The organism is Algoriphagus sp. UBA3586 (genome assembly GCF_002376385.1).
Lineage (GTDB): Bacteria > Bacteroidota > Bacteroidia > Cytophagales > Cyclobacteriaceae > Algoriphagus > Algoriphagus ornithinivorans.
Map to the genome: position 1 here is coordinate 56,469 of NZ_DFMT01000016.1, position 25,426 is coordinate 81,894.

Below are 25,426 nucleotides of genomic sequence, written 5' to 3' on the forward strand. Positions count from 1 at the left end.
TAAACTAACCTATTCATCCCAACAAATTGACGCTGATTAGCTAACATGGTATTCTTGTATCCATGAAAGCAAGGGAAACAAAAAATTCAATTAGGCAGAAAAACGGGAAATCAGGTTTCTATTTTCTGATGATTGTGGCCTTGCTTTATCACATTTATTCCATTTTGACCCAATTCTAAGACCTATGAAGGTAAAAAGCTTTGATTTCAGGCAAATCGAATGGTGGCTAGTGAGCAGCGCTACCCTAACAGCATTCTTATTTATCCTCTTTGGATACAGACCACAGTTTTATAATGACTCTGGTCAGGAAATTTTCAAGTTTATCAGCAGACTTGTCATTTTGGGAACAATCTACACTGCTTTCCATTTGGTGCAGATGATTTTGATCCCCAAGTTTCAAAATGATAGCAACAAATGGCCCTCAATCTTACTAATGGCTTTAACCGGGGTTTTGACTTTTGTCATCTGCGCTATTTTCAGCTATCAATCAGGATTAGTCAAAACGGGCTTCCCTACTTTTTTGGTTGGAATTTTAGTCCTATTCATCTGCTATCTTCTTGCCGGAAGTCTCTTAAATCAGGCTTTAACTCCGCCAAGAGTCAGAGATTATCAATTGTATAATTATGCTCGTCTGATTGTAGCTTTCTTATTTACCTTTTTCTTCCTAATTCAGCTGGATCCCATTACAGGATTCGGTCCCTCCATTATTTTTGGAGTCTTCATCCCAATTATTTTCATTGCAGGCTTATTTAATTTCTTTTTGGTTTATGGAAAAAGAAGAGAAGGCAAAATTAAAGCATCAAGATGGTATAATTGGGGTTTGTCTGCTATCATACTTTTAATATTTCTTGTCATCTCTTTAGAAGAAAGTCAAGAGGAGATTTTTGTGATTGGTGGATTGGGAACAGTTGCCTTTATTCAATTGATCTTCTTTCCTCTCACAACTTTTCTTTTCAAAAAGTATGACAATTATATAGGCCAGATTACTTCCCTTAACACTAAAATTGATCAGGGACAGGCTAATATTGATTTTCTAAGATCTCAGATTAATCCGCATTTTCTTTTCAATGCTTTGAATACGCTATATGCGAGTTCATTGATAGAAAATGCAGAAAAAACATCAGATGGAATTCAGAAGCTTGGCGATATGATGCGCTTCATGCTGCATGAAAATCAAATGCCTCAAATTCCATTATCTAGAGAAATTACCTATCTCAGAAATTACCTGGATCTACAAATGCTACGATTTGGCGCACAGAAAAACCTGGAAACTGATATTCAAATCAATGAGAATCAATGTTCCGGAAAGATTGCTCCCATGCTGATTATTCCATTTGTAGAAAATGCTTTCAAGCATGGAATAAGTGCCAAAGAAAAATCCTGGATAAAAATAAATCTCAGATGTATTTCCGGTTCTTTACACCTGGATGTGGTCAATAGCGTTCACCCTAAAAGTTCAACTAAAGAATCAAAACAGGAGGAATCAGGCATAGGACTAGAAAATGTTAAAAAGCGATTGGAGTTACTATATCCTCATCAACATCAATTAAATATCGTTTCCAATGACAATGATTTCTTTGTACATTTTTCCATCCAATTAAAGTAAACCTATGCTGCAAGCAGTTGCAATAGACGATGAATCCTATGCGCTGGAAGTAATCAAAGCACATGCTTCAAAAGTGCCTTTTCTAGAAGTCAGTGCATATTTTACCAATGCTATTGAGGGATTGGAATACATTAAATCCAATCCTGTGCAAGTAGTATTTCTGGACATCAATATGCCGGATTTATCGGGAATTGATTTGGCGGAACTTCTACCTTCTGATGTGCAGGTGATTTTCACCACGGCTTATTCGGATTTTGCAGTCAAAGGTTTTGAGTTGAACGCCATGGATTATTTATTGAAGCCATTCTCTTTTCCGCGATTTCTAAAAGCTTGTCAAAAGGCCCAGGAATGGATCTCACTACATGAATCGGATAAAGATTCCCATCTATTCATCAAGACCTCTGAGGGAATCGCCAGAGTGGATTTCGACGAACTTCTGTACTGCGAGTCTCAGGGGAATTATGTCAACTTCCAGCTGGAAAATCATAAAATTGTAAGTCGAATGACTCTTTCTCAAGTAGAGAAAGAGCTTCCCTCCTACTTTTTTCGAACCCACCGTTCTTTTCTAGCCAATCGAAATCTTGTAAATAGAATAGAAAAGCATCAACTTCACCTCAAAGGGCATACTGTGCCTATCAGTTCCAGTTATGCTGATGAAGTGAACGAAATTTTCAAAAACAATCTTTAAAAACTGGTTACAAACTCCTTTCTATATTCTAAAGGAGTTTTTCCTATTTTTTCACGAAACTGCTTATTGAAGTTGGAAAGGGTGAAAAATCCACTTTCATAGCAAATTTGACTAATGTTCAACTGCTCATTTTGCAAAAGCTTACAGGCATGATTAATCCGGATAGAAGACAAGAAATCACTAAAGGATTGATTTGCTCTACTTTTAAAATAGCGACTAAAAGCACTTTCCGATAGATTACAGATATCCGCAACTTCCTTTAAAGCTATTTTTTCATTGAACCTATGCATGACAAACTCATAAACTAATCCCATTCTGTCTTTTTCAGATTCCTTGAAGGTATTAGTGTAGGCTGCATCAGCGATGATTTGGTACTCTTCGGATTGAGCGATTTTTTCCAATATAGTCAAAAGCTGAATGAGTGATTGGACTCCTTCCATTTTAAGAAGCTCCTTCATCATTTGAGTAATCTCTCGATTGGTTTTTCCTTGTACTTCCAATCCTCTCGAGGACTTATAAAGCATGTTTGCAATAGATGAGAATTCATTCAACTCAAATACTGCATTCTGGAGGAAGTGATCCGGGAAATAGATGACAATTCCATGGGTCTCTAACTTACTATCTATTTGAAAATATTCCTGATCATTTCTCCATAGATGAGGCAAATTTGGACCAGTCAAAACCATATCCCCTTCTTTAAATGAGCTCATATGATTACCAATAAAGCGTGTTCCTTTCCCTTTAAGGACTACAAAAAGCTGGTATTCGGAGTGAAAATGCCAATTGACATCGAAAAATGGGGCTTTTAATTCACGGATTAGAAAAGATTTGTCTTCGGGAATTCTAGACTTTTGAACAGGCTTTTTCACTACTTTATGCTATTTATTGAAGGCAAATTAAGAAAACATATCAAAATTCAGTCAGAATTTAAAAGTAAACAGTAAGATTTCCTGCCTAAAAATATGGAATATAGTATCCTGCAATTAAGGTAAACCCAAATCATGAATCAATCACCTAATTACTTTCTCAAGAGTCTATATTTCCTAGGATTTATTCTCCTTTTGACTGCTTGCAATAAACCTAAGAGTTTTCTCTCCATGACCGAGCCCAGAAGGGTTGAAATATTGGTTTTGGGGCATGAAAGTGAGCATCACAATTCCGAGCAACTGATGCTTTATTTAGGAACTCCCCTTTTTCAAAAAGGCATTAATTTGACCTATACCACCAATCCTGAGGATTTGAATGAGGATGTGCTTTACAATTATGATGGACTGATGATTTATGCTAATCATGATTCAATCAGCTCCTCACAGGAAAAAGCATTAAAAAAATACGTTCAAAGTGGAAAAGCTTTGATTCCGGTGCATAGTGCTTCTTGGTCTTTTAGAAATTCTGACTGGTATGTCAAGGCGGTTGGTGGGCAATTCAAATCCCATGGGGCTGAAAGATTCAAGGCTGAAATCGTGGATGCAGCACACCCAATCATGCAGGGAATTTCTGAGTTTGATACTTGGGATGAAACCTATGTGCATTCTCAATTGAACCCAGACATGCATGTTTTGATGGAACGAGTGGAGGGTGATCATAGAGAACCTTATGCTTGGACATTGGAGGAAGGAAAGGGAAGGGTATTTTACACTGCATATGGTCACAATGAAGAAACCTGGCAAAAGGCCGAGTTCCAAAATCTAATCGCCAATGGTATACTGTGGGCGGTGGGCGATAAAGTAAATGAGCTTTTACAGGCTTATGAAATTCCAACTCCTGAATTTCGGGATGCTGAGATTCCAAATTATGAAAGAAGAGATCCAGCCCCAAAATATCAGCTACCGCTTTCTCCTGAGCAAAGCATGAAATTGGTACAGCTACCTGTTGGTTTTGAAATGGAATTATTTGCCAGCGAACCCATGATCATCAATCCTATGGCAATGACCTGGGATGAAAGAGGAAGGCTTTTCGTCATCGAAACCGTGGATTATCCGAATGAGGTTAGAACTGAAGGTGGAAACGACAAAATCAAGATTTTGGAAGATACAGATGGAGATGGAAAGGCAGATAAAGTCACTGTTTTCGCGGATAATTTGAATATTCCCACATCAATTATGGCGGTCAATGGAGGCATTTTAATTTCTATGGCACCTGATTTTCTCTTCTTAAAAGATACAGATGGAGATGATGTGGCGGATGTGAGGGAAATATTGATGACTGGCTGGGGCAAAAGTGATACCCATGCAGGACCTTCCAACCTGAGATATGGATTTGACAATAAAATCTGGGGAGTCTTAGGCTATGCAGGCTTCAATGGAGAAGTAAGTGGCAAAAGACATTCCTTCGGACAAGGTGTGTATAGATTTGAGCCTTCGGGTGATAATCTGGAATATTTGGGAAACACCTCCAATAATACCTGGGGACTTGGTTTCACAGAAGATTTTGAGACATTTATTTCCACTGCCAATGGACAGCATAGCGTATATTTTTCCATGGCCAACAATTATGTCAAAAGGCCTATTTTCCAAGGTTCTGCTAATACGGTTCATGGAATCGACAGCCATTATGATATGCCTCATTTGACACCATTTTTAAGGCAAGTAGATTGGCATGGTGGCTACACCGCTGCTGCTGGACATAATTTTTATACCGCCAGAAGTTTTCCGGAAGAATATTGGAATACGATTGCCTTTGTGGCAGAACCAACTGGAAGGGTCCTTCACCGAGCAAAAATTCAGACTGATGGCTCTGGGTATAAAGAAAAAAATGACTTCAATATTTTGGCGAGCTCTGATGAATGGTTTTCACCAGTTCATGCAGAAGTTGGCCCTGATGGAGCTTTATGGGTTGCTGACTGGTACAACTTTATTATTCAGCATAATCCTACGCCTAGAGGATTTGAAAATGGAGCTGGAAATGCCTACATCAATCCGCTTCGGGACAGTCAACATGGTAGAATTTATATAATCAGTTATAAAGGTGGAAAAGATTCCAAAACTTTTGATCTCAAGGATGCCAGCGGAAAAGAGCTGATTGAGGCCCTAAAAAGTGATAACATGTTTTGGAGATTGACAGCGCAGCGCTTGATCGTGGAAAAGCAGGACAAATCTGTTATTTCTGATTTATATAAGATTATCTCCGACGAAAAAGTAGATCCAGTTGGTTTAAATGCTCCTGCTGTCAATGCATTATGGGCTTTACACGGTCTGGGAGAACTAGATGGAGAAAATGAAGAGGCATTTAAAACTGTCACTGAAGCCCTCTCCCATCCTTCTGCCGCGGTTAGAAAAAATGCACTTCGCGTTTTACCAAATACTCCGGCGTCTTTAGATGCGATTATGAATTCCGGAATTACTCAAGACCCGGATTTGGCTACCAGAAAGCACGCATTTCTGGCAGTTTCAGATATGCCTTTTTCTGAAAAGGCGGCTGCAATGTTAATTCAGGCTGCAGAAAGAGAAGAGAACGGGAAGGACAGCTTTTTACCTCAAGCGATTTTTGCAGCTGTTTTGGCGCACCCAACTGAATTTGCAAAAAGAGATAATTCCACAGCTTTAAGAGCTTCTGGAGATAGTGAACTTTCTTTGGCAGACAGAATTAGTCGTTCACTAGTAGCAGAGCAATACCCACTTGATCAGAGGAACAGTATCTTATTTCCTCCGGACGTAGCTGGAAAAGAAATAGCACTTCGAGTTATAGTGTCTAAAGGACAAAACCCATTGGAAGGTGTTTTGGTGGCTCAAGGAAATAATACCAATGGATATAGCCTGTATTTTTATCAAGATGCCCTTCATTTTGCAGTTGCACAAAATGAAAAACTCAATATTCTCAGCTCTAAGAAAACCCTTCCTGAAACTCAGTTTACCATCGATGCGAGTTTGAAAGAGGACGGCAGTATGACATTAAAAATCGATGGTGAGGAAATAGCCAAAGGAAAGACCAATGGATTATTTAAGGAGTCCTTATCTCCGAACCGAGTGAGAGTTGGTCAGAATGATAGTAGAAATGTGGTTGGAAAATACGAAGGCACTTGGTGGTTTGGCGGTAGACTCAGCAATAAATCTACTCTATCATTGAATAAGCCAGGGACATCCTTGATGGAAGAGGAGAGTTTTGTAGCCAGCCAACAGGCAAATGGAACTTCTATCATTAAACTGGGGGTCATTCCTCATGAAATGAAATTTGACAAAGCCACATTCACTGTAAAAGCTGGTTCGCAGGTGACTATAGACTTTGAGAACCCTGATTTTATGCAGCATAATCTGGTAATAGGCCAGAAAGGATCTATGGAACAGATCGGAAAGGCTGCGGATGAATTGGCTAGGGATCCAAAAGGAGCTGAACAGAATTATGTTCCTAAAATCCCTCAGGTGATAGCAGCCACGCGATTGGTAGACCCCGAAGGAAGAGAATCTCTTGTATTCATAGCTCCAACTGAGCCGGGTGAATATCCATTTATATGCACTGTGCCGGGGCATTGGAGAATAATGAACGGAATTATGAAAGTAGAATAGTATGGCCTTGAATGTAAAATTCGGTGTTAGTACCTGGCTATGGACTTCTCCTTTTAACATGGAAACAGTCTCCCTTTTTCCAAAAATCAAGAATTATGGATACGATGCAGTAGAAATTCCTGTAGAAGATCCTGAATTGGTGGATCTAGCTGCGGTAAAAAAGGCTTTAGAGGATAATGGTTTAAGCGCCATCATTTGTGGAGCTTTTGGACCCAGCAGAGACTTTACTCATGATGATCCTGCCTTCCACGATACTTGTTTTAAGTACATGGATCAATGCTTTGAAATTGCCAGTGAATTGGGAGCAAAGTTTGTGGCCGGTCCTATGTACTCTGCGGTCGGTAAAGCTAGGCTTGTGTCTCCTGAGCAAAAGAAACTCGAATGGGACAGAGCTGTTCAAAACCTCCGGAAAGTCTGTGGCAAAGCTAGAAATCATGGATTAGATATCGCGATTGAAACCTTGAATCGCTTTGAAACTGATTTAATTAATACTGCTGAGGAATTGGCTCAATTAATCCAAGATATCAATGAAAAAGAAGCCAAAGCCTTATTAGATGGATTTCATATTAGCATTGAGGAGCCAGATATTGAAAAGGCCATTCAGAGAGTTGGGGATAAGCTAATTCATGTGCAGGTTTCTGAAAATTACCGAGGTACACCGGGAACTGGACAAACAAATTGGGCCGCCTGGAAAAGAGGTCTGGAGTCTATTAATTACCAAGGAACAATTTCCATTGAAAGCTTTACTCCAAAAGTGAAGGAATTGGCAGGAGCTGTTTGTATTTGGAAGCCTTTGGTTCCTAGCCAAGATGGATTTGCAAAAGAGGGTCTGGAATTCCTAAAAAAATGGGCTTCTGAGTAGAAAAAAGAAATATTTAATCAGGTCTCTAACACTTGAAAACTGAAATAAGAATTTTTAAAAAATAAACCCATGAGTAAAAAACCTATTAACATAGCCATCATAGGACTTGGATTTGGAGCTGAGTTTATACCCATCTATCAGCAACACCCAATGGCGAATATGTATGCCATATGTCAAAGGAATCAGGAAAAAGCTGAGGCCATTGGAAAAGCCTTTGGTATTGAAAAGGTCTATACCGATTATGATGAATTGCTAAAGGATCCTGACATTGATGCAGTACATATCAATACACCTATTCAAAATCATGCAGAACAGTCAATCAAAGCTCTTAAGGCAGGAAAACATGTGGCTTGTACTGTTCCCATGGCGACCACGGTAGAAGAGTGTAGGCAGATCGTTGAATTGACTGAATCGACCGGTTTAACCTATATGATGATGGAAACGGTGGTATACAGCCGTGAGTTTCTATTTGTCAAAGAGCTTTACGAAAAAGGTGAGTTGGGAAAAATCCAGTTTTTAAGAGCCTCTCATCAGCAGGAAATGGCAGGATGGCCGGGATATTGGGAAGGCCTCCCTCCTATGCATTATGCAACTCACTGTGTGGGACCGGTTTTGGCATTACCAAAAGCTCAGGCCGAGTATGTTTCTTGCCTGGGTTCAGGTCGAATCGATGAAAATCTGATCCCAAAATATGGATCTCCATTTGCCATTGAAACCTGCCACATCAAGTTAAAAAACAGTGATCTAGCTGCCGAGGTTACTAGATCACTATTCAATACAGCTAGACAGTATAGAGAAAGTTTCGATGTATATGGTTCAAAAAAGTCCTTTGAATGGACCTTGATTGAGCATGAGGATTCTGTAATTCATACCGGAGAAGTTCCTGAAAAAATTAAAATTCCTGATTACGCACATTTATTACCAGAAGGCATTCAAAAATTTACGACTCATGGAGTTTATGACTCTGATGAGAACCAGCACCTTTCCTTCACCCAAGGATCTGGGCATGGAGGTTCTCATCCCCATTTGGTTCATGAGTTTCTAAGCGCCCTTCAAGAAGATAGAGCTCCCTATCCTGATGCAAGAGAGTCAGCAAATATTACCTGTGTGGGTATTTTGGCTCATGAATCTGCTATGGAAGGGGGAAAAATCAAATATTTACCTGAGTTCACACTCAAAAAGACCTAAACCTAAATAACCTATTGTAAAAAGCTGATCTTTCTAAGGTCAGCTTTTTTTGTGTTAAGGTTTAATAAATAATTGAAGACTCAATCAAAAAACAAGGTTAATATAAAACAAAAAACCACCCATTTCTGAGTGGTTTTTGAGCCCCTTACCGGGATCGCCCCGATAGCTATCGGGGAAGCGACCTACTGATCATTATCTTTATATTTTTCAATTAATCTCTCTGAAATCTCTGGATATTTTTTCAAGTTTTCCAGGTAAACTTTATTCTTTGACTTTTTTAAATGGCTTTCTATCTTGATTGCCTGACTTCTAGACGAACATATAATCAAATGAAAAATTTCCCAATCATCTGCGAATTTGGTTGAGGCATTTGAAAAAAAATGATTGTTATGTTCAATCAGTCGTCTGTCAATATCTTCCGTTTGACCAATATAAAATTTATCGTAGGAAGGAGAATAAATGACGTAAACAAAAAAAATAGATTCTGACAAAATAAAAAAACCACCCATTATTGGGTGGTTTTTGAGCCCCTTGCCGGGATCGAACCAGCGACCTACTGATTACAAGTCAGTTGCTCTACCAGCTGAGCTAAAGAGGCGTTCCTTAATTGTGATGCAAATATAGCCTGATCATCTTTTCACTCCAAACACTCAGGAATTAAAATTTAGCTATATTCTCTATCTCACTTATTCTGAGTGAGATTAATTTAAAACTCCCTTAAAATGGAAAGCTTCTTCTTCAGTTTTTCGATTTCTTCCTCTGCTTTCTGAATCTTCACATCAAACTGATCTTTCAATTTGTCTGCAGTTTTTGAAGCAGCGAAAAACTCCAAGTTATTTTTCCACAAGGTGATATTATTTTCCAAATCAGAAATCTGCTTTCTGATGCCATGCTCTTTCTTATTCAAGGTCTTCACAGCATTTGGATCGGATTGAATTCTATTCAAATTCAATCTGAACAAGAAGTCTTCACGATCGAAGTCATCATCCAGTTTCTCCAAATAAGCATCTACAGCAGCCTTAAATTGCGCCTGAATATCTTTCATATTCTTTCTTGGCACAAAACCAATCTCGTTGAATTTCCCAACAAACTCAGTCAGTTCTTCTTCGCTAGGATTTTCTTTGGATGCTTTGATAATTTCATCACAAACAGCCTGCTTAGCCTTGTAATTCGCTTCGTACTCCTGATTTGCCTGCTTATTGGAATTCCTTCTGTTATCGAAGAAAGTATCACAGGCAGTCTTGAATCGCTTGTATAGATTATCTCTGCTTTTCTCCGGAGTTGGCCCCAACTTCTTCCATTCCTGCTGTAAGGCAATCATAGCATTGGCCGTATTTTGCCAATCTGTAGAATCTTTTAACTCTTCTGCCTTTTGAATTAACTCTTCAGCCTTGGCTTGGTTTGTAGCACGGATTTCATCGAGCTCCTTGAAGAAAAGGTTTTTGTTATGGAAGAATTTCTTGAAAGCAGTCCAAAAGGCTTTGTTGATTTCTCGTCCCGATTCCCTAGGAACAGGGCCGATTTTCTCCCAGCTTTTTTGGATATCAAGAATCTCTTTGGTTTTAGTATTCCAGTCTTTGATTCTTTCAGCTTTGAAATCAGAGAAAGCATTTAACTTTTCGATCAAAGCTTCTTTCTCATTCTGATTCTTTTTGAAAACCTCTTTCTGGCTTTCGTAGAACTCTTTTCTTCTGTCGTAAACAGCATCAGAGGCAGCCTTGAAACGCTTCCAAAGTTCTTCTTGCTCCTCTCTCGGAACAGGTCCTATATGTTTAAACTCTTCGTGTAACTCATTAAGCGCCTTGATAGCCTCTTTTAGATCCGGCATATCTTTCAGGGCTTCAGCCTTCTCACATAGCTCTAGTTTGCTCTCCAGATTTTTCTTTCTGTCCAGCTCTTTCAATTCAAAATAGATACTTCTATTATCATAGAATCTATCCATCAAGGCATTGTAGCTGGCCCAAAGGCTTCTGTTTTGCGCAGCAGGAACAGGTCCTATAGACTTCCATTCCTCCTGAATCGATTTGATAGCATTGATGCTAAGGGTAGTTTCTTCCCCATCCACCAATTCACGAAGTTTATTGAGAATTTCGGTCTTAGCGTCTAGATTTTTCTCTTTCTGCTTTTCGGCTTCTTTTCGAATGGAAGAAACCTGCTTTTTGAATTCGTAATAGTAGGTATTGAAATCTCTCTCCTCATCGGAAGGTCTAAAGTCAAAATCGTCCTCAGTTCCACCTTCAGCTTTAAATTTTTCTAAAGCCTCATCACGCTCCTTATGGGTATATTCGTCGAAAGCAGCTTTGATAGTATTCACCATCTTTTCAAGCTTCAGTGGGCTTGAACTCTCTTTGGTCTTTTCTTTAAGAAGCTTTACTAATTCGGCTTTGGATAAATTTTCTATATCCAAATCCTCATCGTGATGATCCTCCTCTTCCTCCTCATCAGTTTCATCCAATTCAGAAGTGACTGCTGCATCTTCTTCTTTGGCTTCAACTACTTCAGGTTCAGAAGTCTTCTCCTCAGCACTAGACTCGGGAGCCGCTTCTTTGCTTTCTACATCTGAACTCTCTTTTTCAGATGAGTTTTCTACTTTTTTCTCTTTACCCTTGGCTTCCGGAGATTCGGAAGCTGAGGTCACCTTGTCCTTGTCGGACAAATCATTACTTTTCTCAGTCATAAAAACACTACTATTTCAAGGCAATATGGGCAAAAGTAGGGATTTTGCCTAATTTAATCTTGGGTCAGTGGGATAATTTGCAATCAATTTAAACTCCCCTCCCATATTTTTTAAAAGGCTTTTCCAAAGCTCTTCCGAAGAATAATTGAATGCTGTGATATTTAATTCTTCTTTGCAGACTATCCAGGTGTTTTCTGTAAGCTCATCTGTCAGTTGACCAGGTGCCCAACCGGAATATCCCAAAAAGAATCGAATTGATTCTAAATCGAAGGTTCCTGTTTTCAATCTGGACTTCAACTCCTCAAAATCACCTCCCCACCAGAGCTTTTCTCCAATTTGAATACTTTCGCTTAACTGTTTATCACCACAGTAAACAAAATGTAATGTGTTCTGTTCAACCGGACCTCCCACGTAAACTTCTAGGTCCAGAAAATCAAAACCTTCCACAATTTCATTCAACCGAAGAATGGATGGTTTATTGAACACCAATCCAAAGCTCCCTTCAGAATTATGCTCGCATAACAGAACTACCGAACGAGAAAAATTCTCGTCCTGCAAAAAAGGCTCAGAGATTAACAAATCTCCCGCTTGAGGTGTTGGAAGGTTGGATTCACTCATTTCCGCAAAAAGATTATTTCAGGAAAAATATATGCCTAAATTTTATAAATGCAATGCTCATTGTACTTTTATTCTGTTAAAATTTATACCAGTCCCCTCCTATGGATATTTCATCAATACGTAAAGATTACACCCTAAAGTCTCTGGATATCAGCGATATAAATAAAGATCCTTTTAAGCAATTCAAGACTTGGTTAGAAGAAGCTGTTGAATCTCAGGTACTTGAAGTAAATGCCATGACCTTATCCACAGTAGGTTTGGATGGGTATCCAAATGGCCGAGTGGTCCTGCTCAAGGAATTAGATTATGGCTTTGTATTTTTCACTAATTACTCGAGTGAGAAAGGTCAAGAGTTGGCCAATAACCCTAAAGCATCTCTGACATTTTTTTGGGCAGAGCTTGAAAGGCAGGTTAGAGTGACTGGAAAAGTGGAAAAAATCAGCGAAGCTGAATCAGACGAGTATTTCTTTAGCAGGCCCCAGGGATCTCAAATTGGAGCTTGGACATCGCCTCAGAGTAAGAAAATTAGCTCCAGAGAGGTTTTGGATGAAAACCAAGAGGCGGTTGAGGAAAGGTTTAAATCAGAAAAAATGATCCGTCCACCTCACTGGGGAGGATACAGAGTTATACCATCCAAAATTGAATTTTGGCAGGGAAGACCTAGCAGATTACATGATAGAATCTTATTTGAAAGAACTGAAAGTGGAAGTTGGATAATCTCCAGACTTGCTCCCTGATTATTTTAAATCAAATAAATCAGTAGCTCCAATCATCCGTTCTACAGTAAACCCTTCTCCATAAGTGGTCATGATCCTGTGTCCCATTTCTCTAGCACGGGCTTCAATAAATGGCAAAAAATCAGGATTTGAAATAAAGCTTTCAGGCTCCTCACTGTTGGGATCATGAAACTGAGATTGAAAAGCTAAAATGCTTTCCACTTTGGTGTCCCAGTAATCTGTGATATCCACCACAAAGTCAGGCTCTATGTAATTATTTTGAATATAATGATAAACAAACTTGGGTCTCCAAGCTTGCTGCGCCTTTCCGTCTAATTCCGTTTCAATCCTTCTCAATCCACTCATGAAACAGGAATTTGTGGCTAGATCAGAGCCTTTACCATGATCAGGATGCCGATCGGTAACTGCGTTAGCTAAAACTATATCTGGTTGATATTTTCGGATGATCTTGATAAGCTCTAATTGATGCTCCTGGTTATCCTGGAAAAAAATGTCCTTAAAGCCCATATTTTCCCGAGCAGATAATCCTAATATTTCAGCAGCCTTGTTGGCCTCTTCAATTCTCAATTCGGGAGTACCTCTGGTCCCCATCTCTCCTGCTGTAAGGTCAACGATACCTACTTTGTACCCTTTCGCAATATGAGCAGCAATTGTTCCCGAGCAACCTAATTCCGCATCATCCGGATGCGCCGCTATTACCAAAATATCCAGCTTCATCTTATTTATCGCACTCTTAGATTTTGTCCAATTCTTAATATTGACCTAGAAGTGATCCCATTCAATTTAGTCAATGTACTAACTGAAACGCCGTACCTTCTAGCAATTGAGCCTAAAGTATCTCCACTTTTCACCCTGTGATAGGCCCTAGCCCTAGCCTGAGCAACGTGAGAAAATGTATCTGAAGTCAACAAAAATTCTTGGTTAAGAATTCGGTATTCCTTGAAATCATATACATTTTCAGGGTCAAAAGGCTGACCTCTATACCTTAATTCATAATGTAAGTGAGATCCTGTACTTCTACCGGTATTTCCTCCCTTGGCAATTAATTCACCGGCTTTTACTTCTTGACCAACTTCCACTAAATACTTGGATAAATGCCCATAAAGGGTTTCAAGTCCATTTTTATGTCTGATTACTAAATAATAACCATAGCCGTATCGATCATAGGAACGAACTCTAACAATGCCATCGAAAGTACTATATACAGGGTCGCCGGTATTTAGATCTAGGTCAGTCCCGTAATGCCATCTTCTCCATCTATAGCCAAAGGGAGAAGTAATGGGTGTTTGATCCAAAGGCATACTCCAATTGTAACCAAAAAATGGATCATATAATCGGATTTTTACAGAGTCTTGAAAGCTTTTGATATCAAAGTCGTAGATATCGATTTTTTTAGAGTCCCAAGCAGAAAAATATTCGTAAGCAGTTACCCAAATACTGTCAATTTGAATTTGTTCAGACACCTTCACTAATCGGTTGGTAGGTGCCCAGATCATCACATTTTGATCTTCTGCTATGATTGATCGAACCTTACCCAGGTTCACATTATTTTCAAAAATCATGGAATCCGTCACTGTAGAAAGTGTTCTCAGATAAGATTCCTGGTCAAATCCCCTCAACTCAATGTTTTTCCTTTCTTGAGGAACCACAGGAGTTGTGTTAGAATTTCTCTTGATAATCTTAGGAAAAATTTGAGCATTAGACTGGGTAAGTCCAATGCTCAAAAATATTCCGCAAATAAGTATCAGTCTAAGATACCTCATGAATTCATTTAATGATTTTCAGTTTCGGCCAAATACCGCTCTGCATCCAAAGCTGCCATACAGCCAGTTCCCGCTGCTGTGACTGCCTGCCTATAGATATTATCCTGGGCATCTCCGCAAGCGAAAACACCTTCCACATTAGTCCTGGTACTTCCAGGAATGGTCTTGATATATCCAGCATCATCCATATGGATGAATTTTTTGAATACCTCGGTGTTTGGTTGATGACCAATAGCAACAAAGAAGCCAGAAATTTTAATTTCCCTTTTTTCTCCTGTTATATTATCTAAAATTCTTACTCCGGTCACTTCATCCTCACCCAAAATCTCATCTGTTTCAGTATTCCAGAGAATTTCAATTTTAGGATTATTCATTACACGTTTTTGCATGATTTGAGATGCTCTCATCTCTCCTCTTCTCACCAACATGTAAACTTTGCTACAAATGTTAGCCAAATAAGAAGCTTCCTCACAAGCTGTATCTCCTGCTCCTACAATCGCCACTTCCTGACCTCTGAAGAAAAATCCATCACAGACAGCACAGGCAGAAACTCCTTTTCCATTCAATCTATTTTCACTTTCCAGTCCTAACCATTTCGCTGAGGCTCCAGTGGAAATAATCACAGTATCTGCTAGCACTTTTACTTGATCGTCTACTGTCACCACATGGGGCTTGACAGAAAAGTCCACATCTGTCACCATACCATATCGAACTTTAGTTCCAAAACGCTCGGCTTGTTTTCTAAAGTCTTCCATCATTTCAGGACCCATGATTCCATCTGGATAACCTGGATAGTTTTCTACATCAGTAGTGATGGTTAATTGTCCTCCTGGTTGTCCTCCGGTGTATAAAATCGGGTTTAAACCTGCTCTGGAAGCATAAATGGCTGCTGTATAGCCTGCCGGTCCTGATCCAATAATCAGAACTTTGACTCTTTCAATTTCTTGACTCATCAACGAATTGTGTTAAATCGGGTAAATTTTGATATTTCTAGTTTGCCAACAAAACCGGGATAAGTTAAAATTCCCAAAAGTGATTTTATATTATTGGTAATCACTTCAATTTATTTTGAAGTACAAACATCTAAAAATAAAAAAAGGGGCTTGAAACCCCTTTTTATTTTATCCCAGATAAGGCTTCAAGGTCTTACTTCTGGATGTATGTCTCAGCCTTCGAATGGCCTTTTCTTTAATTTGCCTTACACGCTCTCGGGTCAGATTGAATTTTTCACCAATCTCTTCCAAAGTCATTGCATGCTCTCCGTTCAAACCAAAGTACAAGGTAATCACATCAGCTTCTCTTTGAGTAAGCGTAGAGAGTGCTCTTTGAACCTCTTTTCTCAAAGAGTCATTCATCAAGCCATCATCCGGCTTCTCATCTCCGTCATTTTCCAATACGTCCAAAAGGCTGTTTTCTTCACCCTGAACGAAAGGAGCATCCATTGAAACGTGTCTACCAGAAATTTTCATGGTATCCACAACTTCAGATGCAGTCACTTCCAATACTTCAGCAAGCTCTTCAGGAGAAGGCTCTCTTTCGAACTTCTGCTCCAATTCACTGAAAGTTTTGGAGATTTTGTTCAAGGAACCTACCCTGTTCAAAGGAAGTCTTACAATACGGGATTGCTCTGCCAATGCCTGAAGGATAGATTGTCTAATCCACCAAACAGCATAGGAGATAAATTTAAATCCACGTGTTTCATCAAATCTTTGGGCAGCCTTAATCAAACCTAAGTTCCCCTCATTGATCAAATCTCCCAAAGAAAGCCCTTGGTTCTGATATTGCTTGGCTACAGAAACTACGAATCGAAGGTTGGCTTTAGTCAATTTTTCCAGTGCAAGCTGATCGCCTTCCCGGATTCTTTTTGCTAAAACTACCTCTTCGTCTGCTGTTAACAGATCTACCTTACCAATCTCCTGTAGATACTTATCTAAGGATTGGCTTTCTCTGTTGGTAATCTGTTTGCTAATTTTTAGCTGCCTCATTCAGAAATATTATTGGTGTAATTGAATTTAAGATAATGAATTTAATAAATAGAAGCTTAGGACTGAGCTTTTGGTTCCTGTTTTTCAGGTTTTGGTAATAAAACCTTTCTGGATAGCTTAAACTTACCTGTCTTTTTGTCGACATCGATCAGCTTCACCACGATCTCTTCACCTGGTTCAAGCACCCCGTCCATACTTTCAAGACGCTCCCATTTAATCTCGGATATATGAAGTAAACCATCTTTACCCGGCATAAATTCCACAAACGCTCCAAATGGTTGAATATTCTTTACTTTTCCAGTGTAAGTCTCTCCTATTTCTGGCTGAGCAACGATTGCTTTGATTCTGCTCAATGCTGCATTTAAGTTGTCCTGGTTAGCAGAGAATACATTAATCTTACCTTGGTTATCGATTTCTTCGATCACGATAGTAGTGTTTGTATCCTTTTGCATTTCCTGAATCACCTTTCCTCCAGGTCCAATCACAGCGCCAATCAATTCTTTAGGAATCATCATGGTATAAGATCTTGGAGTATGAGGCTTCAAATCAGACTTAGGTGTAGCCAAAGTCTTAGAAATTTCTTCTAAAATGTGTAGCCTTCCCTCTTTTGCCTGGTATAATGCTTCTTTCAAAACACTATAATCCAAACCTTCTACTTTAAGGTCCATCTGACATGCAGTGATTCCTTTTTCAGTACCGGTCACTTTGAAGTCCATATCACCCAAGTGATCCTCATCTCCGAGAATATCAGATAAAATGGAATAATTTCCAGTTTTGGCATCAGAGATCATTCCCATTGCTATACCTGTTACTGGAGCTTTGATTTGAATACCTGCATCCATCAAGGCAAGCGAACCTGCACAAACTGTAGCCATGGATGATGATCCATTTGACTCAAGAATGTCTGATACGATTCTGATGGTGTAAGGGTTCTCATTTTCAGGAGGTAACACTTTCTTCAAGGCTCTCATCGCCAAGTTACCGTGACCTACTTCTCTTCTACCTGGACCTCTGTTTGGTTTCACCTCACCGGTAGAGAAACCTGGGAAGTTGTAATGCAAAAAGAATTTGTTGAATCCTGAAAGCACAGCTCCATCCACCATTTGCTCGTCCATCTTGGTACCGAGCGTACAGGTAGTTACTGATTGAGTTTCCCCTCTGGTAAATACAGCTGAACCATGAGCAGATGGCAAATAATCAACGACTGACCAAATAGGTCTGATCTCATTGAGTTTTCTTCCATCCAACCTTTTCTTTTCATTTAAAGTAAGGTTTCTCGCTGCTTCCTTATGGATTTTATGGAAATACGGCCCGATCAGAGAGGCTTCAAACTCATGCTCTTCACCTAAACTTTCTACGAACTCGTCTTTAATAGCTTTGATCAATTCAGATCTCTCTGATTTGTTAGCAATTTGCTTGCTTACAGAATTGTATAATTTATCATACAATTCAGCTTTCATTTTGTCATACAAAGCAGGATCAGACTTCTCATGAGAGTACTCACGCTTCTCTTCTTTTCCTACCAGTTTGGTAAGCTCCATCTGAGCTTCACAATGTCTTTTGATTTCTTCATGGGCAAATTGCATAGCCTCTACCATCTCGTCTTCTGAGATTTCGTTGGCTTCGCCTTCCACCATCAAGATGTAATCCAATGATCCGGCTACTATAAATTCCAAGCTAGCTTTCTCTAATTCAACTGGCTTAGGGTTGATGATCAATTTTCCATCCACTTTAGCAACTCTTACCTCAGAAATAGGTCCGTTGAAAGGAATATCTGAAACAGCTAAAGCTGCGGAAGCTGCTAAACCTGCCAATGCATCCGGCAATACTTCTTCGTCAGAGGACATCAAAGTAATAGCTACTTGAGTATCTGCATGATAATCGTCTGGAAAAATTGGTCTGATAGCTCTATCGACAATTCTTGAGATCAATATCTCATAGTCAGAAAGTCTACCCTCTCTTTTCAAAAATCCTCCCGGGATTTTTCCGGAAGCAGCAAATTTTTCTTGGTAATCAACAGAAAGCGGTAAAAAGTCTACACCTTCTAAAGCTTCTTTCTTTGAAACAACTGTAGCCAATAACATGGCTTTTCCCATCCGCACAACAACAGAACCGTCTGCCTGCTTGGCAAGAGCTCCTGTTTCAATAGTAATTTCTCTACCATCCTGAAGGGTGATGGTCTTAGTGATTAAGTTTGGTAACATAAATTATGATTAGTAATACTTCTTTCGTTTTAAAAATAAACGCATCCAGCTAAAAAAGAAAAAAGTAAGGTTCTCAGTTTAGAGAACCTTACTAAAGGGTTATTTTCTGATTCCTAACTCGGCGATGATCGCTCTGTATCGCTCGATGTCTTTTTTCATGAGGTAGTCAAGTAAGCTTCTTCTCTTACCTACCAACTTCAACAAACCTAATCTTGAGGAGTGATCCTTCTTATTTGACTTCAAATGCTCAGTCAAATGCTTGATTCTGTGAGTGAAGAGGGCAATCTGTGATTCAGGAGATCCTGTATCAGTAGCAGATTTTAACCTTCCATGATTCTTAAACAACTCTTGTTTTGTCTCTGATGTTAAATACATGTTTAGCTAAATTAATTAAAACAGCTACAAAGGTAAGGCTATTATTCTAAAAATAAAATATCAAGAATGAACAGTTCTCTTTTCTTTGAAGCGTTTTCTTACTCCTTTCCACCATTCTATGTAAAAGTCCGGTTCAAATAATCTGGCATCTTTTCTTGCCTGCTTCAAAAAGAACAATCCGAAAGGAAGTAGCATCAGACAGGAAAACCATGTTCCCAGGAAAGGATCAGTAACGCCTTCCTTCGCCCATTTTTCTCCCGTGATGGTCAGCATGTAATAGACTATAAAGAAAATGATTGAAACCAAGACCGGCATCCCTAGGCCTCCTTTTTTGATAATGGCACCCAGCGGAGCACCTATCAAAAACATCACAAAACATGCAAAAGCTTGAGTATATTTTTGATACCAAGCTATCTCATATCTCCTAAACTCCTTCTGATGATTTTCAATCTGAATTTTTTTGATGTTAAAATTATTTTTCAGGCTTCTAGCATTATTTAATGCCATAGTAAGAGCATTTGACTGATAGCCTTTTTTGAAAACCACTGAGTCGATTTTAGCCTTTTCTTCCTCTGACAAAGGATCTGTTCTTCGTATCTTCTTTGGCTGCTCCTGAATATCTTCTTGAGGGTTCTCAACCAATTCCTCAGCATCTAACTCGATATTTTCTAGATTTCTCCTCTGAATTTTTCTGTTGGAAACTTTAGCCTGAAAAAGTGAATCTGATTTGGATATGGAGCTTGAGTTTCTAACTGAAAGAGTTTTTGAGCTATCCGGTTTGAACTCTAACCTAGACTCAGGTTTGGTAGCCAAAATAGTACTGGTATCAGGTTTATTTTTCAGGTTTTCTAAGGAATCAGCCAATTCTCTGTTTTTTCTTGCCTTCTGCACCCTCAGAGAATCATCCTCCGCTTTTCTTTCCATGATGTTATCCAGTGGATCTAAATTACGATCTCGGGTAAAGAATGGATATATACTAGAAGCTGTTCTGTAGTTTTGAAATTGCTCGTCATTAACCAAGGTGGAGATGGAATCTAATCCTACCTTTATTTCCGAAATGTTTTTGATTGCTCTATTAGTAGACCAAAGATCCTCAGGTGTTCTACTCAACTGAAAAGCGTCCATATCGAAAATGATGACGTTTTCATCAAAAGTGGTTCGATTGAATTCCACCGGTTTTTCTGAAATCCCACGAGTTGCTCTTGCCTCTTTATAATTGGTACCTTTATATAAGGTGAGTCTCATGTAATTTTCGTTAAAAAATTTTTCCATGCGACCGGAATCTGCAATGGTCACATCCAAATTCCCCAAGGCATCATTGTGATTGTAGATAATGATATCTTTCAAGTCATTGTCTCCAATTTTTTGATTGACTTTAATACTATAACCTGGGATACCTGCATAAAAAATCCCTTCTCTAATATCAAGAGCAGGAGACTTCATCCGAATGTCATAAAGTAAGCTGAAGGTTTTCAAATTGACTTTGGGTACCAAGAAATTATTGGATAAGAAGGCAGCAATTACCAAAAAGACGGTAAATATGGCTATCGGCCTTAAAGCCCGAATAAGTGAAATACCAGAACTCTTGATAGCTGTCAGTTCAAAGTGTTCCCCTAAGTTCCCGAAAGTCATCAAACTTGAAAGCAATACTGCCAATGGCAAGGCCATCGGAGAAATAGACACGACGAAATAGCCGATCAATTCGGCATAAATCCAAAAGCCCAGCCCTTTGCCGAAAATTTCATCGAAATATTTCAGCATGTTGACGATTAATAGGATAAAGTCAACAACAACAAAAGTCAATAAAAATGGGCCTATGAAAGACCCAAGTATAAGTTTGTCTATTTTTTTCATGACACCTCTTCTACCCTGCTTCTAAACGAAACATAGATATGGATGTTCAAAGTTGCTAAAATCATTGAAATTAACCTCCAATTATCTCTTTCAATTTGGAAATTAAGCCATCCCAGATAGCCACCAGTTCATCTTCTTCGTAGCTATCCGAATAATCAATAACTTTTAAGAAAAGAGATTGTGTCAATTCATTTTCTTCCAATTTGAACTCTATATAGGCATGATCACTTTCATATGGATCTTTGGGATCGAAAAACTCAAATTTTACATGAGAATTGATGCGCAAGGAAGCAACTCGGGCATAATGCTCCTCATTGTCAAAGTCAAAGATGAAAACTTTGTCTTCATTGATCCGAACTCCCTCTGCAAACCATTCCTCCAAGCCACTTGCGGTACTCAAATATTGGAAAACAATTTTCCTTGACGCATTGATTTGATAATCAGCAACAAACTTATTTTTAACCATGATTTCTAAATTTTCTTAGATGAAAATTTCATTTTTTACAGAACGTCAACTTGCATTTAACAGTACAAGACCTCATATTTGCATTCCCATTCGCGAGGGAGGTTTACCGGATGAAAATAAAGATTTTCAGCCTTGAAATATTGAATTTCGACTGTGTCTTAATATAGGCATTAATTACAATATTCAATATCTAAAAATTATTAAAAGAAATTCTGGCGAGGTAGCTCAGTTGGTTAGAGCGCAGGATTCATAACCCTGAGGTCACGGGTTCAACTCCCGTCCTCGCTACAAAGGTCTCTGATTTTTCAGGGGCCTTTTTTATTTTTAGGATATGGATGAATTTGTATTCTACATACTTTTCTCTCCTTCAACTGGTAAAACCTACACCGGAATGACCTCTGATTTAATCACCAGGTTCAATTTTCACAATTTTAAATCAACAGAAGGTTTTACAACTAGATATAGGCCATGAATGGTTGTATATGTCGAGTTTTTCGACTCTAAAAAAGATGCTTTAAAAAGAGAAAAAGAACTTAAATCTGGAAAAGGAAGAGAGTGGGTGAAAAATTATGTTCTTCCCAATTTTCATTGATTACGCAGGATTCATATCTGCTACGCCTAAGGCGCACAGGCGCGGCGGACACGGGCCTGCCTGTCGCAGACAGGTTCAACTCCCGAAATATTGAAATAGTGATTAAAAAAATTCTGGCGAGGTAGCTCAGTTGGTTAGAGCGCAGGATTCATATCCGCCTTGGCGGACACGGGCCTGCCTGTCGTAGACAGGTGCAACTCCCGAAATATTGAAATAGTGATTAAAAAAAATTCTGGCGAGGTAGCTCAGTTGGTTAGAGCGCAGGATTTATATCCGCTACGCCTAAGGCGCACAGGCGCGGCGGAAACGGGCCTGCCTGTCGCAGACAGGTTCAACTCCTCCCGAATCCTTTCGGGACTACAAAGGTCTCTGGTTTTTCAGAGGCCTTTTTTATTTTTAGTATATGGATGAATTTGTAGTCTACATACTCTTCTAGCCTTCAACTGGTAAAACCTACACTGGAATGACCTCGGATTTAATCACTAGGTTCAATTTTCACAATTTTAAATCAACAAAAGGTTTTACAACTAGATATAGGCTATGGATGGTTGTATTTGTAGAGTTTTTCGACTCTAAAAAAGATGCTTTAAAAAGAGAAAAAGAACTTAAATCTGGAAAAGGAAGAGATTGGGTGAAAAATTATGTTCTTCCCAATTTTCATTGATTGCGCAGGATTCATATCCAAGTTTGATTTAAAGAGATTACCAGTCTTTGATATACTTTAACCTAAATGCTTATTAAACAAAAAAAGCCCTCCCAAAAAGGGAAGGCTTTCCGCAAAATAAGGTCAGCAAACCTTATTTTACTCTTTCAACTACAGCTTTGAATGCCTCTGGGTGGTTCATAGCCAAATCAGCCAATACCTTACGGTTCAACTCGATTTCAGCTTTCTTCAACATACCCATAAATTGAGAATAGGAAATACCGTGCTCTCTTGCACCGGCATTGATACGCTGGATCCATAAAGCTCTGAATTCTCTCTTCTTCGCTTTTCTGTCTCTGTACGCATACTGAAGACCCTTCTCGTACTTGTTTTTTGCTACAGTCCACACGTTTTTACCTCTTCCGAAGTAACCTCTTGTGGCTTTAAGCACTTTTTTTCTTCTTGCTCTGGACGCTACCGCGTTTACTGATCTAGGCATAGTTTTTTGTTTTTTGACACTTGGTGTTCCATTTTAATGGAATCTTTTAAACCAAAGCATCTGGTGAATAAATAAACCTTAATTAATTAGACAGGCTGATCAGATTCTCAACATGTCTTTTACTCTACCTTCATCGGAAGTGTGAACCAAACCAGTTTTGGTCAATTCTCTCTTTCTTTTGGTAGCTTTCTTAGTTAGGATGTGGCTTTTGTAAGCGTGCTTCCTTTTGATTTTTCCTGTTCCGGTTAAAGCGAATCGCTTTTTAGCGGAAGATTTGGTTTTTACTTTTGGCATTTTGCTGTTTGTATTTAGTTGAAATTATTTCTTCGATTGTTTCGGTGCAATGAAGATGTTCATTCGCTTTCCTTCCAATTTTGGAAGCTGCTCAACTGCTCCATAATCTTCAAGAGCCTGCGCAAACTTCAGCAATAACATCTCACCTCTTTCCTTAAATACAATGCTTCGTCCAACAAAGTGCACATAAGCTTTCACTTTGGCACCTTCTTTTAGGAAGTTGATCGCGTGCTTCAACTTAAAGTTGAAATCGTGATCATCTGTATTAGGTCCGAACCGAATTTCTTTTAAAACAACTTTCGCTGCATTAGCTTTAATCTCCTTTTGTTTTTTCTTCTGCTCGTACTTGAATTTGGCATAATCCAAAATCTTACATACGGGCGGATTTACATTTGGGGAAATCTCAACCAGGTCCAAATCATTTTCCTCGGCAAGTTTAATAGCCTTGTCTAAGGGTAATACAGCATTACCTCCTTCTACGAAATCCCCTACTAATCTTACTTCTCGGGCTCTGATTTTTTGGTTTACCTTATATGGTTCTTCTCTTCGACCTCTGTTTGGTTGTCTGTCTCTCAAGTTAGCTTTTGTTGTTTTTGTGAAATTGACTGCAAATATCGGAATTATTTCCTTTTCAAAAAAGCAGAATAAAATTTTACCTAATTAATCCTTGCTTAGAGATTCTGAAATAATCCCCTGAAAATACTTTATAAACTCCTCCGGAGAGTAGTTACCTAGATCTCCTTCCCCGTGCTTTCGCACAGAAAGTTTTCTGTTTTCCTGCTCTTTTTCTCCTACTATCAGCATGAAAGGTACTTTTTTAACCTCAGAATCACGGATTTTCCTACCAATCTTTTCATCTCGGTTGTCAATTGACCCACTGATCCCATTTTCATCCAAAATAGCTTTTATTTCCTCAGCATACTCAATATACTTCTCAGAAATTGGCAAAATATTAATTTGCTCAGGAGATAACCATAATGGAAAGTTACCCGCACAATGCTCAATCAATACTGCGACAAACCGCTCTAAGGACCCAAAAGGTGCTCTGTGAATCATCACTGGTCTATGCTTGGCATTATCCGAGCCGATATATTCCAACTGGAATCTGTCAGGGAGCTGATAATCAACCTGTATAGTTCCCAATTGCCACTTTCTGCCCAAGGCATCCTTGACCATAAAGTCCAACTTAGGCCCATAGAATGCTGCTTCCCCTAATTCGGTAACAGTATCTAATCCTTTTTCTGCAGCTGCTTCGATGATTGCCGCTTCAGCTTTTTCCCAAGCCTCAGTTGAACCGATGTATTTTTCTGGTTTTTCAGGATCTCTCAATGAAATCTGTGCTGTATAATTTTCAAAACCCAAAGCTTTGAATACATACAATACCAAGTCAATTACTTTGATAAATTCTTCTTTCACCTGATCTGGGCGACAGAAAATATGCGCATCGTCTTGCGTAAATCCCCTTACACGGGTTAAGCCATGCAATTCACCGCTTTGCTCGTAGCGATAAACCGTCCCAAATTCAGCATAGCGAATGGGTAAATCTTTGTAGGATCTTGGTTTATGCTTGTAAATCTCACAGTGGTGAGGGCAGTTCATAGGTTTCAATAAAAACTCCTCTCCTTCATGGGGAGTGGCAATTGGCTGAAAAGAATCCTTGCCATACTTTTCATAATGCCCTGAAGTCTCATATAAAACCTTATGCCCAATATGAGGAGTAGTCACCTGCTGATAGCCTGACTTATCCTGAGCTTTCTTCATGAAAGCAACTAATCTTTCTCTCAACAAAGTTCCCTTAGGCAACCACAAAGGCAGGCCCATCCCCACTTTTTCAGAGAAAGTAAATAGTTCTAATTCTCTTCCGATTTTTCTA

The 25,426-nt window shown here is 39.0% G+C and carries 23 protein-coding genes, 2 tRNA genes and 1 pseudogene; 9 read left to right on the forward strand and 17 right to left on the reverse strand.

Going from position 1 to position 25,426, the window contains the following annotated elements; translation table 11 throughout:
- Positions 1-184 precede the first annotated feature (184 nt).
- Together B2906_RS04770 and B2906_RS04775 are read left to right on the forward strand one after the other, a co-directional pair.
- Positions 185-1,606: a sensor histidine kinase gene (locus B2906_RS04770; protein ID WP_219958900.1), complete on the forward strand. Its 1,422-nt coding sequence runs from the start codon at positions 185-187 to the stop codon at positions 1,604-1,606.
- 4 nt (positions 1,607-1,610) lie between these two features.
- Positions 1,611-2,294: a LytR/AlgR family response regulator transcription factor gene (locus B2906_RS04775; RefSeq protein WP_219958901.1), complete on the forward strand. Its 684-nt coding sequence runs from the start codon at positions 1,611-1,613 to the stop codon at positions 2,292-2,294.
- Here B2906_RS04775 and B2906_RS04780 read toward each other — a convergent pair.
- The gene (locus tag B2906_RS04780; protein WP_219958902.1) at positions 2,291-3,163 is read right to left on the reverse strand and encodes an AraC family transcriptional regulator; all 873 of its coding nucleotides are present in this window, start codon (positions 3,161-3,163) and stop codon (positions 2,291-2,293) included. The two genes, B2906_RS04775 and B2906_RS04780, sit on opposite strands and share 4 nt — an antisense overlap.
- A gap of 132 nt (positions 3,164-3,295) precedes the next feature.
- On the opposite strand from B2906_RS04780, the gene B2906_RS04785 reads away from it, so the two are divergent.
- From B2906_RS04785 to B2906_RS04795, 3 genes are all read left to right on the forward strand, one after another.
- Positions 3,296-6,796 carry a PVC-type heme-binding CxxCH protein gene (locus B2906_RS04785; protein ID WP_219958903.1) on the forward strand — a complete coding sequence of 1,167 codons (3,501 nt, stop codon included), beginning with the start codon at positions 3,296-3,298 and terminating at the stop codon, positions 6,794-6,796.
- A gap of 1 nt (position 6,797) precedes the next feature.
- Positions 6,798-7,658, forward strand: coding sequence for a sugar phosphate isomerase/epimerase family protein (locus tag B2906_RS04790; protein ID WP_219958904.1), 861 nt, complete (start codon positions 6,798-6,800; stop codon positions 7,656-7,658).
- 69 nt (positions 7,659-7,727) lie between these two features.
- On the forward strand, positions 7,728-8,846 hold the full coding sequence (locus B2906_RS04795; RefSeq protein ID WP_219958905.1) for a Gfo/Idh/MocA family protein: 1,119 nt from the start codon (positions 7,728-7,730) through the stop codon (positions 8,844-8,846).
- A 182-nt stretch (positions 8,847-9,028) separates the two neighbouring features.
- Here the strand turns inward: B2906_RS04795 and B2906_RS04800 are convergent, their stop codons facing one another.
- From B2906_RS04800 to B2906_RS04815, 4 genes are all read right to left on the reverse strand, one after another.
- The gene (locus tag B2906_RS04800; RefSeq protein ID WP_286935790.1) at positions 9,029-9,355 is read right to left on the reverse strand and encodes a GIY-YIG nuclease family protein; all 327 of its coding nucleotides are present in this window, start codon (positions 9,353-9,355) and stop codon (positions 9,029-9,031) included.
- Between the two features lie 16 nt (positions 9,356-9,371).
- Positions 9,372-9,444: transfer RNA gene (locus B2906_RS04805), tRNA-Thr, on the reverse strand.
- A gap of 108 nt (positions 9,445-9,552) precedes the next feature.
- Entirely contained in the window at positions 9,553-11,523 is a 1,971-nt protein-coding gene (locus tag B2906_RS04810) for a DUF349 domain-containing protein (protein WP_219958908.1), read from the reverse strand.
- Positions 11,524-11,571: 48 nt separating this feature from the next.
- Positions 11,572-12,141, reverse strand: coding sequence for a YqgE/AlgH family protein (locus tag B2906_RS04815; protein WP_219958909.1), 570 nt, complete (start codon positions 12,139-12,141; stop codon positions 11,572-11,574).
- Positions 12,142-12,242: 101 nt separating this feature from the next.
- Here B2906_RS04815 and pdxH point away from each other — a divergent pair, with 101 nt between their 5' ends.
- Positions 12,243-12,878, forward strand: a complete 636-nt coding sequence (gene pdxH / locus B2906_RS04820; protein WP_219958910.1) for a pyridoxamine 5'-phosphate oxidase — start codon at positions 12,243-12,245, stop codon at positions 12,876-12,878.
- Here pdxH and bshB1 read toward each other — a convergent pair whose 3' ends face one another.
- The 8 genes from bshB1 to B2906_RS04860 all read right to left on the reverse strand — a co-directional run bounded on the left by bshB1 (position 12,879) and on the right by B2906_RS04860 (position 21,525).
- Positions 12,879-13,595, reverse strand: coding sequence for a bacillithiol biosynthesis deacetylase BshB1 (gene bshB1, locus B2906_RS04825; RefSeq protein ID WP_219958911.1), 717 nt, complete (start codon positions 13,593-13,595; stop codon positions 12,879-12,881). It lies immediately after the preceding gene.
- A gap of 5 nt (positions 13,596-13,600) precedes the next feature.
- A complete protein-coding gene (locus B2906_RS04830) occupies positions 13,601-14,641 on the reverse strand; it encodes a peptidoglycan DD-metalloendopeptidase family protein (RefSeq protein ID WP_091650700.1) in 1,041 nt (346 codons plus the stop codon).
- 8 nt (positions 14,642-14,649) lie between these two features.
- The gene (trxB, locus tag B2906_RS04835; RefSeq protein WP_219958912.1) at positions 14,650-15,594 is read right to left on the reverse strand and encodes a thioredoxin-disulfide reductase; all 945 of its coding nucleotides are present in this window, start codon (positions 15,592-15,594) and stop codon (positions 14,650-14,652) included.
- A gap of 168 nt (positions 15,595-15,762) precedes the next feature.
- Positions 15,763-16,626 carry a sigma-70 family RNA polymerase sigma factor gene (locus B2906_RS04840; protein WP_026954085.1) on the reverse strand — a complete coding sequence of 288 codons (864 nt, stop codon included), beginning with the start codon at positions 16,624-16,626 and terminating at the stop codon, positions 15,763-15,765.
- A gap of 56 nt (positions 16,627-16,682) precedes the next feature.
- Positions 16,683-18,830: a polyribonucleotide nucleotidyltransferase gene (gene pnp / locus B2906_RS04845; RefSeq protein WP_219958913.1), complete on the reverse strand. Its 2,148-nt coding sequence runs from the start codon at positions 18,828-18,830 to the stop codon at positions 16,683-16,685.
- A gap of 99 nt (positions 18,831-18,929) precedes the next feature.
- The gene (rpsO, locus tag B2906_RS04850; RefSeq protein ID WP_091650692.1) at positions 18,930-19,205 is read right to left on the reverse strand and encodes a 30S ribosomal protein S15; all 276 of its coding nucleotides are present in this window, start codon (positions 19,203-19,205) and stop codon (positions 18,930-18,932) included.
- 60 nt (positions 19,206-19,265) lie between these two features.
- A complete protein-coding gene (locus tag B2906_RS04855) occupies positions 19,266-21,059 on the reverse strand; it encodes an LptF/LptG family permease (protein WP_219958914.1) in 1,794 nt (597 codons plus the stop codon).
- A gap of 70 nt (positions 21,060-21,129) precedes the next feature.
- Positions 21,130-21,525 (reverse strand): START-like domain-containing protein, encoded by a 396-nt coding sequence (locus tag B2906_RS04860; RefSeq protein WP_091650686.1) that lies wholly within the window; start codon positions 21,523-21,525, stop codon positions 21,130-21,132.
- 214 nt (positions 21,526-21,739) lie between these two features.
- Between B2906_RS04860 and B2906_RS04865 the strand changes: the two genes are divergently transcribed.
- The 3 genes and pseudogenes from B2906_RS04865 to B2906_RS04875 all read left to right on the forward strand — a co-directional run.
- Positions 21,740-21,813 (forward strand) — tRNA-Met (locus B2906_RS04865).
- Positions 21,814-21,856: 43 nt separating this feature from the next.
- Complete coding sequence (locus B2906_RS04870; RefSeq protein WP_255590610.1) at positions 21,857-21,997, forward strand: GIY-YIG nuclease family protein; 141 nt, start codon at positions 21,857-21,859, stop codon at positions 21,995-21,997.
- 577 nt (positions 21,998-22,574) lie between these two features.
- A pseudogene (locus tag B2906_RS04875) lies at positions 22,575-22,781 on the forward strand (GIY-YIG nuclease family protein); the annotation flags it as partial.
- A gap of 133 nt (positions 22,782-22,914) precedes the next feature.
- Here the strand turns inward: B2906_RS04875 and rplT are convergent.
- The 4 genes from rplT to thrS all read right to left on the reverse strand — a co-directional run.
- Positions 22,915-23,259, reverse strand: a complete 345-nt coding sequence (gene rplT, locus B2906_RS04880) for a 50S ribosomal protein L20 (RefSeq protein WP_091650682.1) — start codon at positions 23,257-23,259, stop codon at positions 22,915-22,917.
- 99 nt (positions 23,260-23,358) lie between these two features.
- A complete protein-coding gene (gene rpmI, locus B2906_RS04885; protein ID WP_091650680.1) occupies positions 23,359-23,553 on the reverse strand; it encodes a 50S ribosomal protein L35 in 195 nt (64 codons plus the stop codon).
- 24 nt (positions 23,554-23,577) lie between these two features.
- Positions 23,578-24,129 (reverse strand): translation initiation factor IF-3, encoded by a 552-nt coding sequence (gene infC, locus B2906_RS04890; protein WP_091650677.1) that lies wholly within the window; start codon positions 24,127-24,129, stop codon positions 23,578-23,580.
- 84 nt (positions 24,130-24,213) lie between these two features.
- Positions 24,214-25,426 (reverse strand): threonine--tRNA ligase (gene thrS / locus B2906_RS04895; protein ID WP_286935799.1); only part of this gene is annotated, 1,213 nt, incomplete at its 5' end.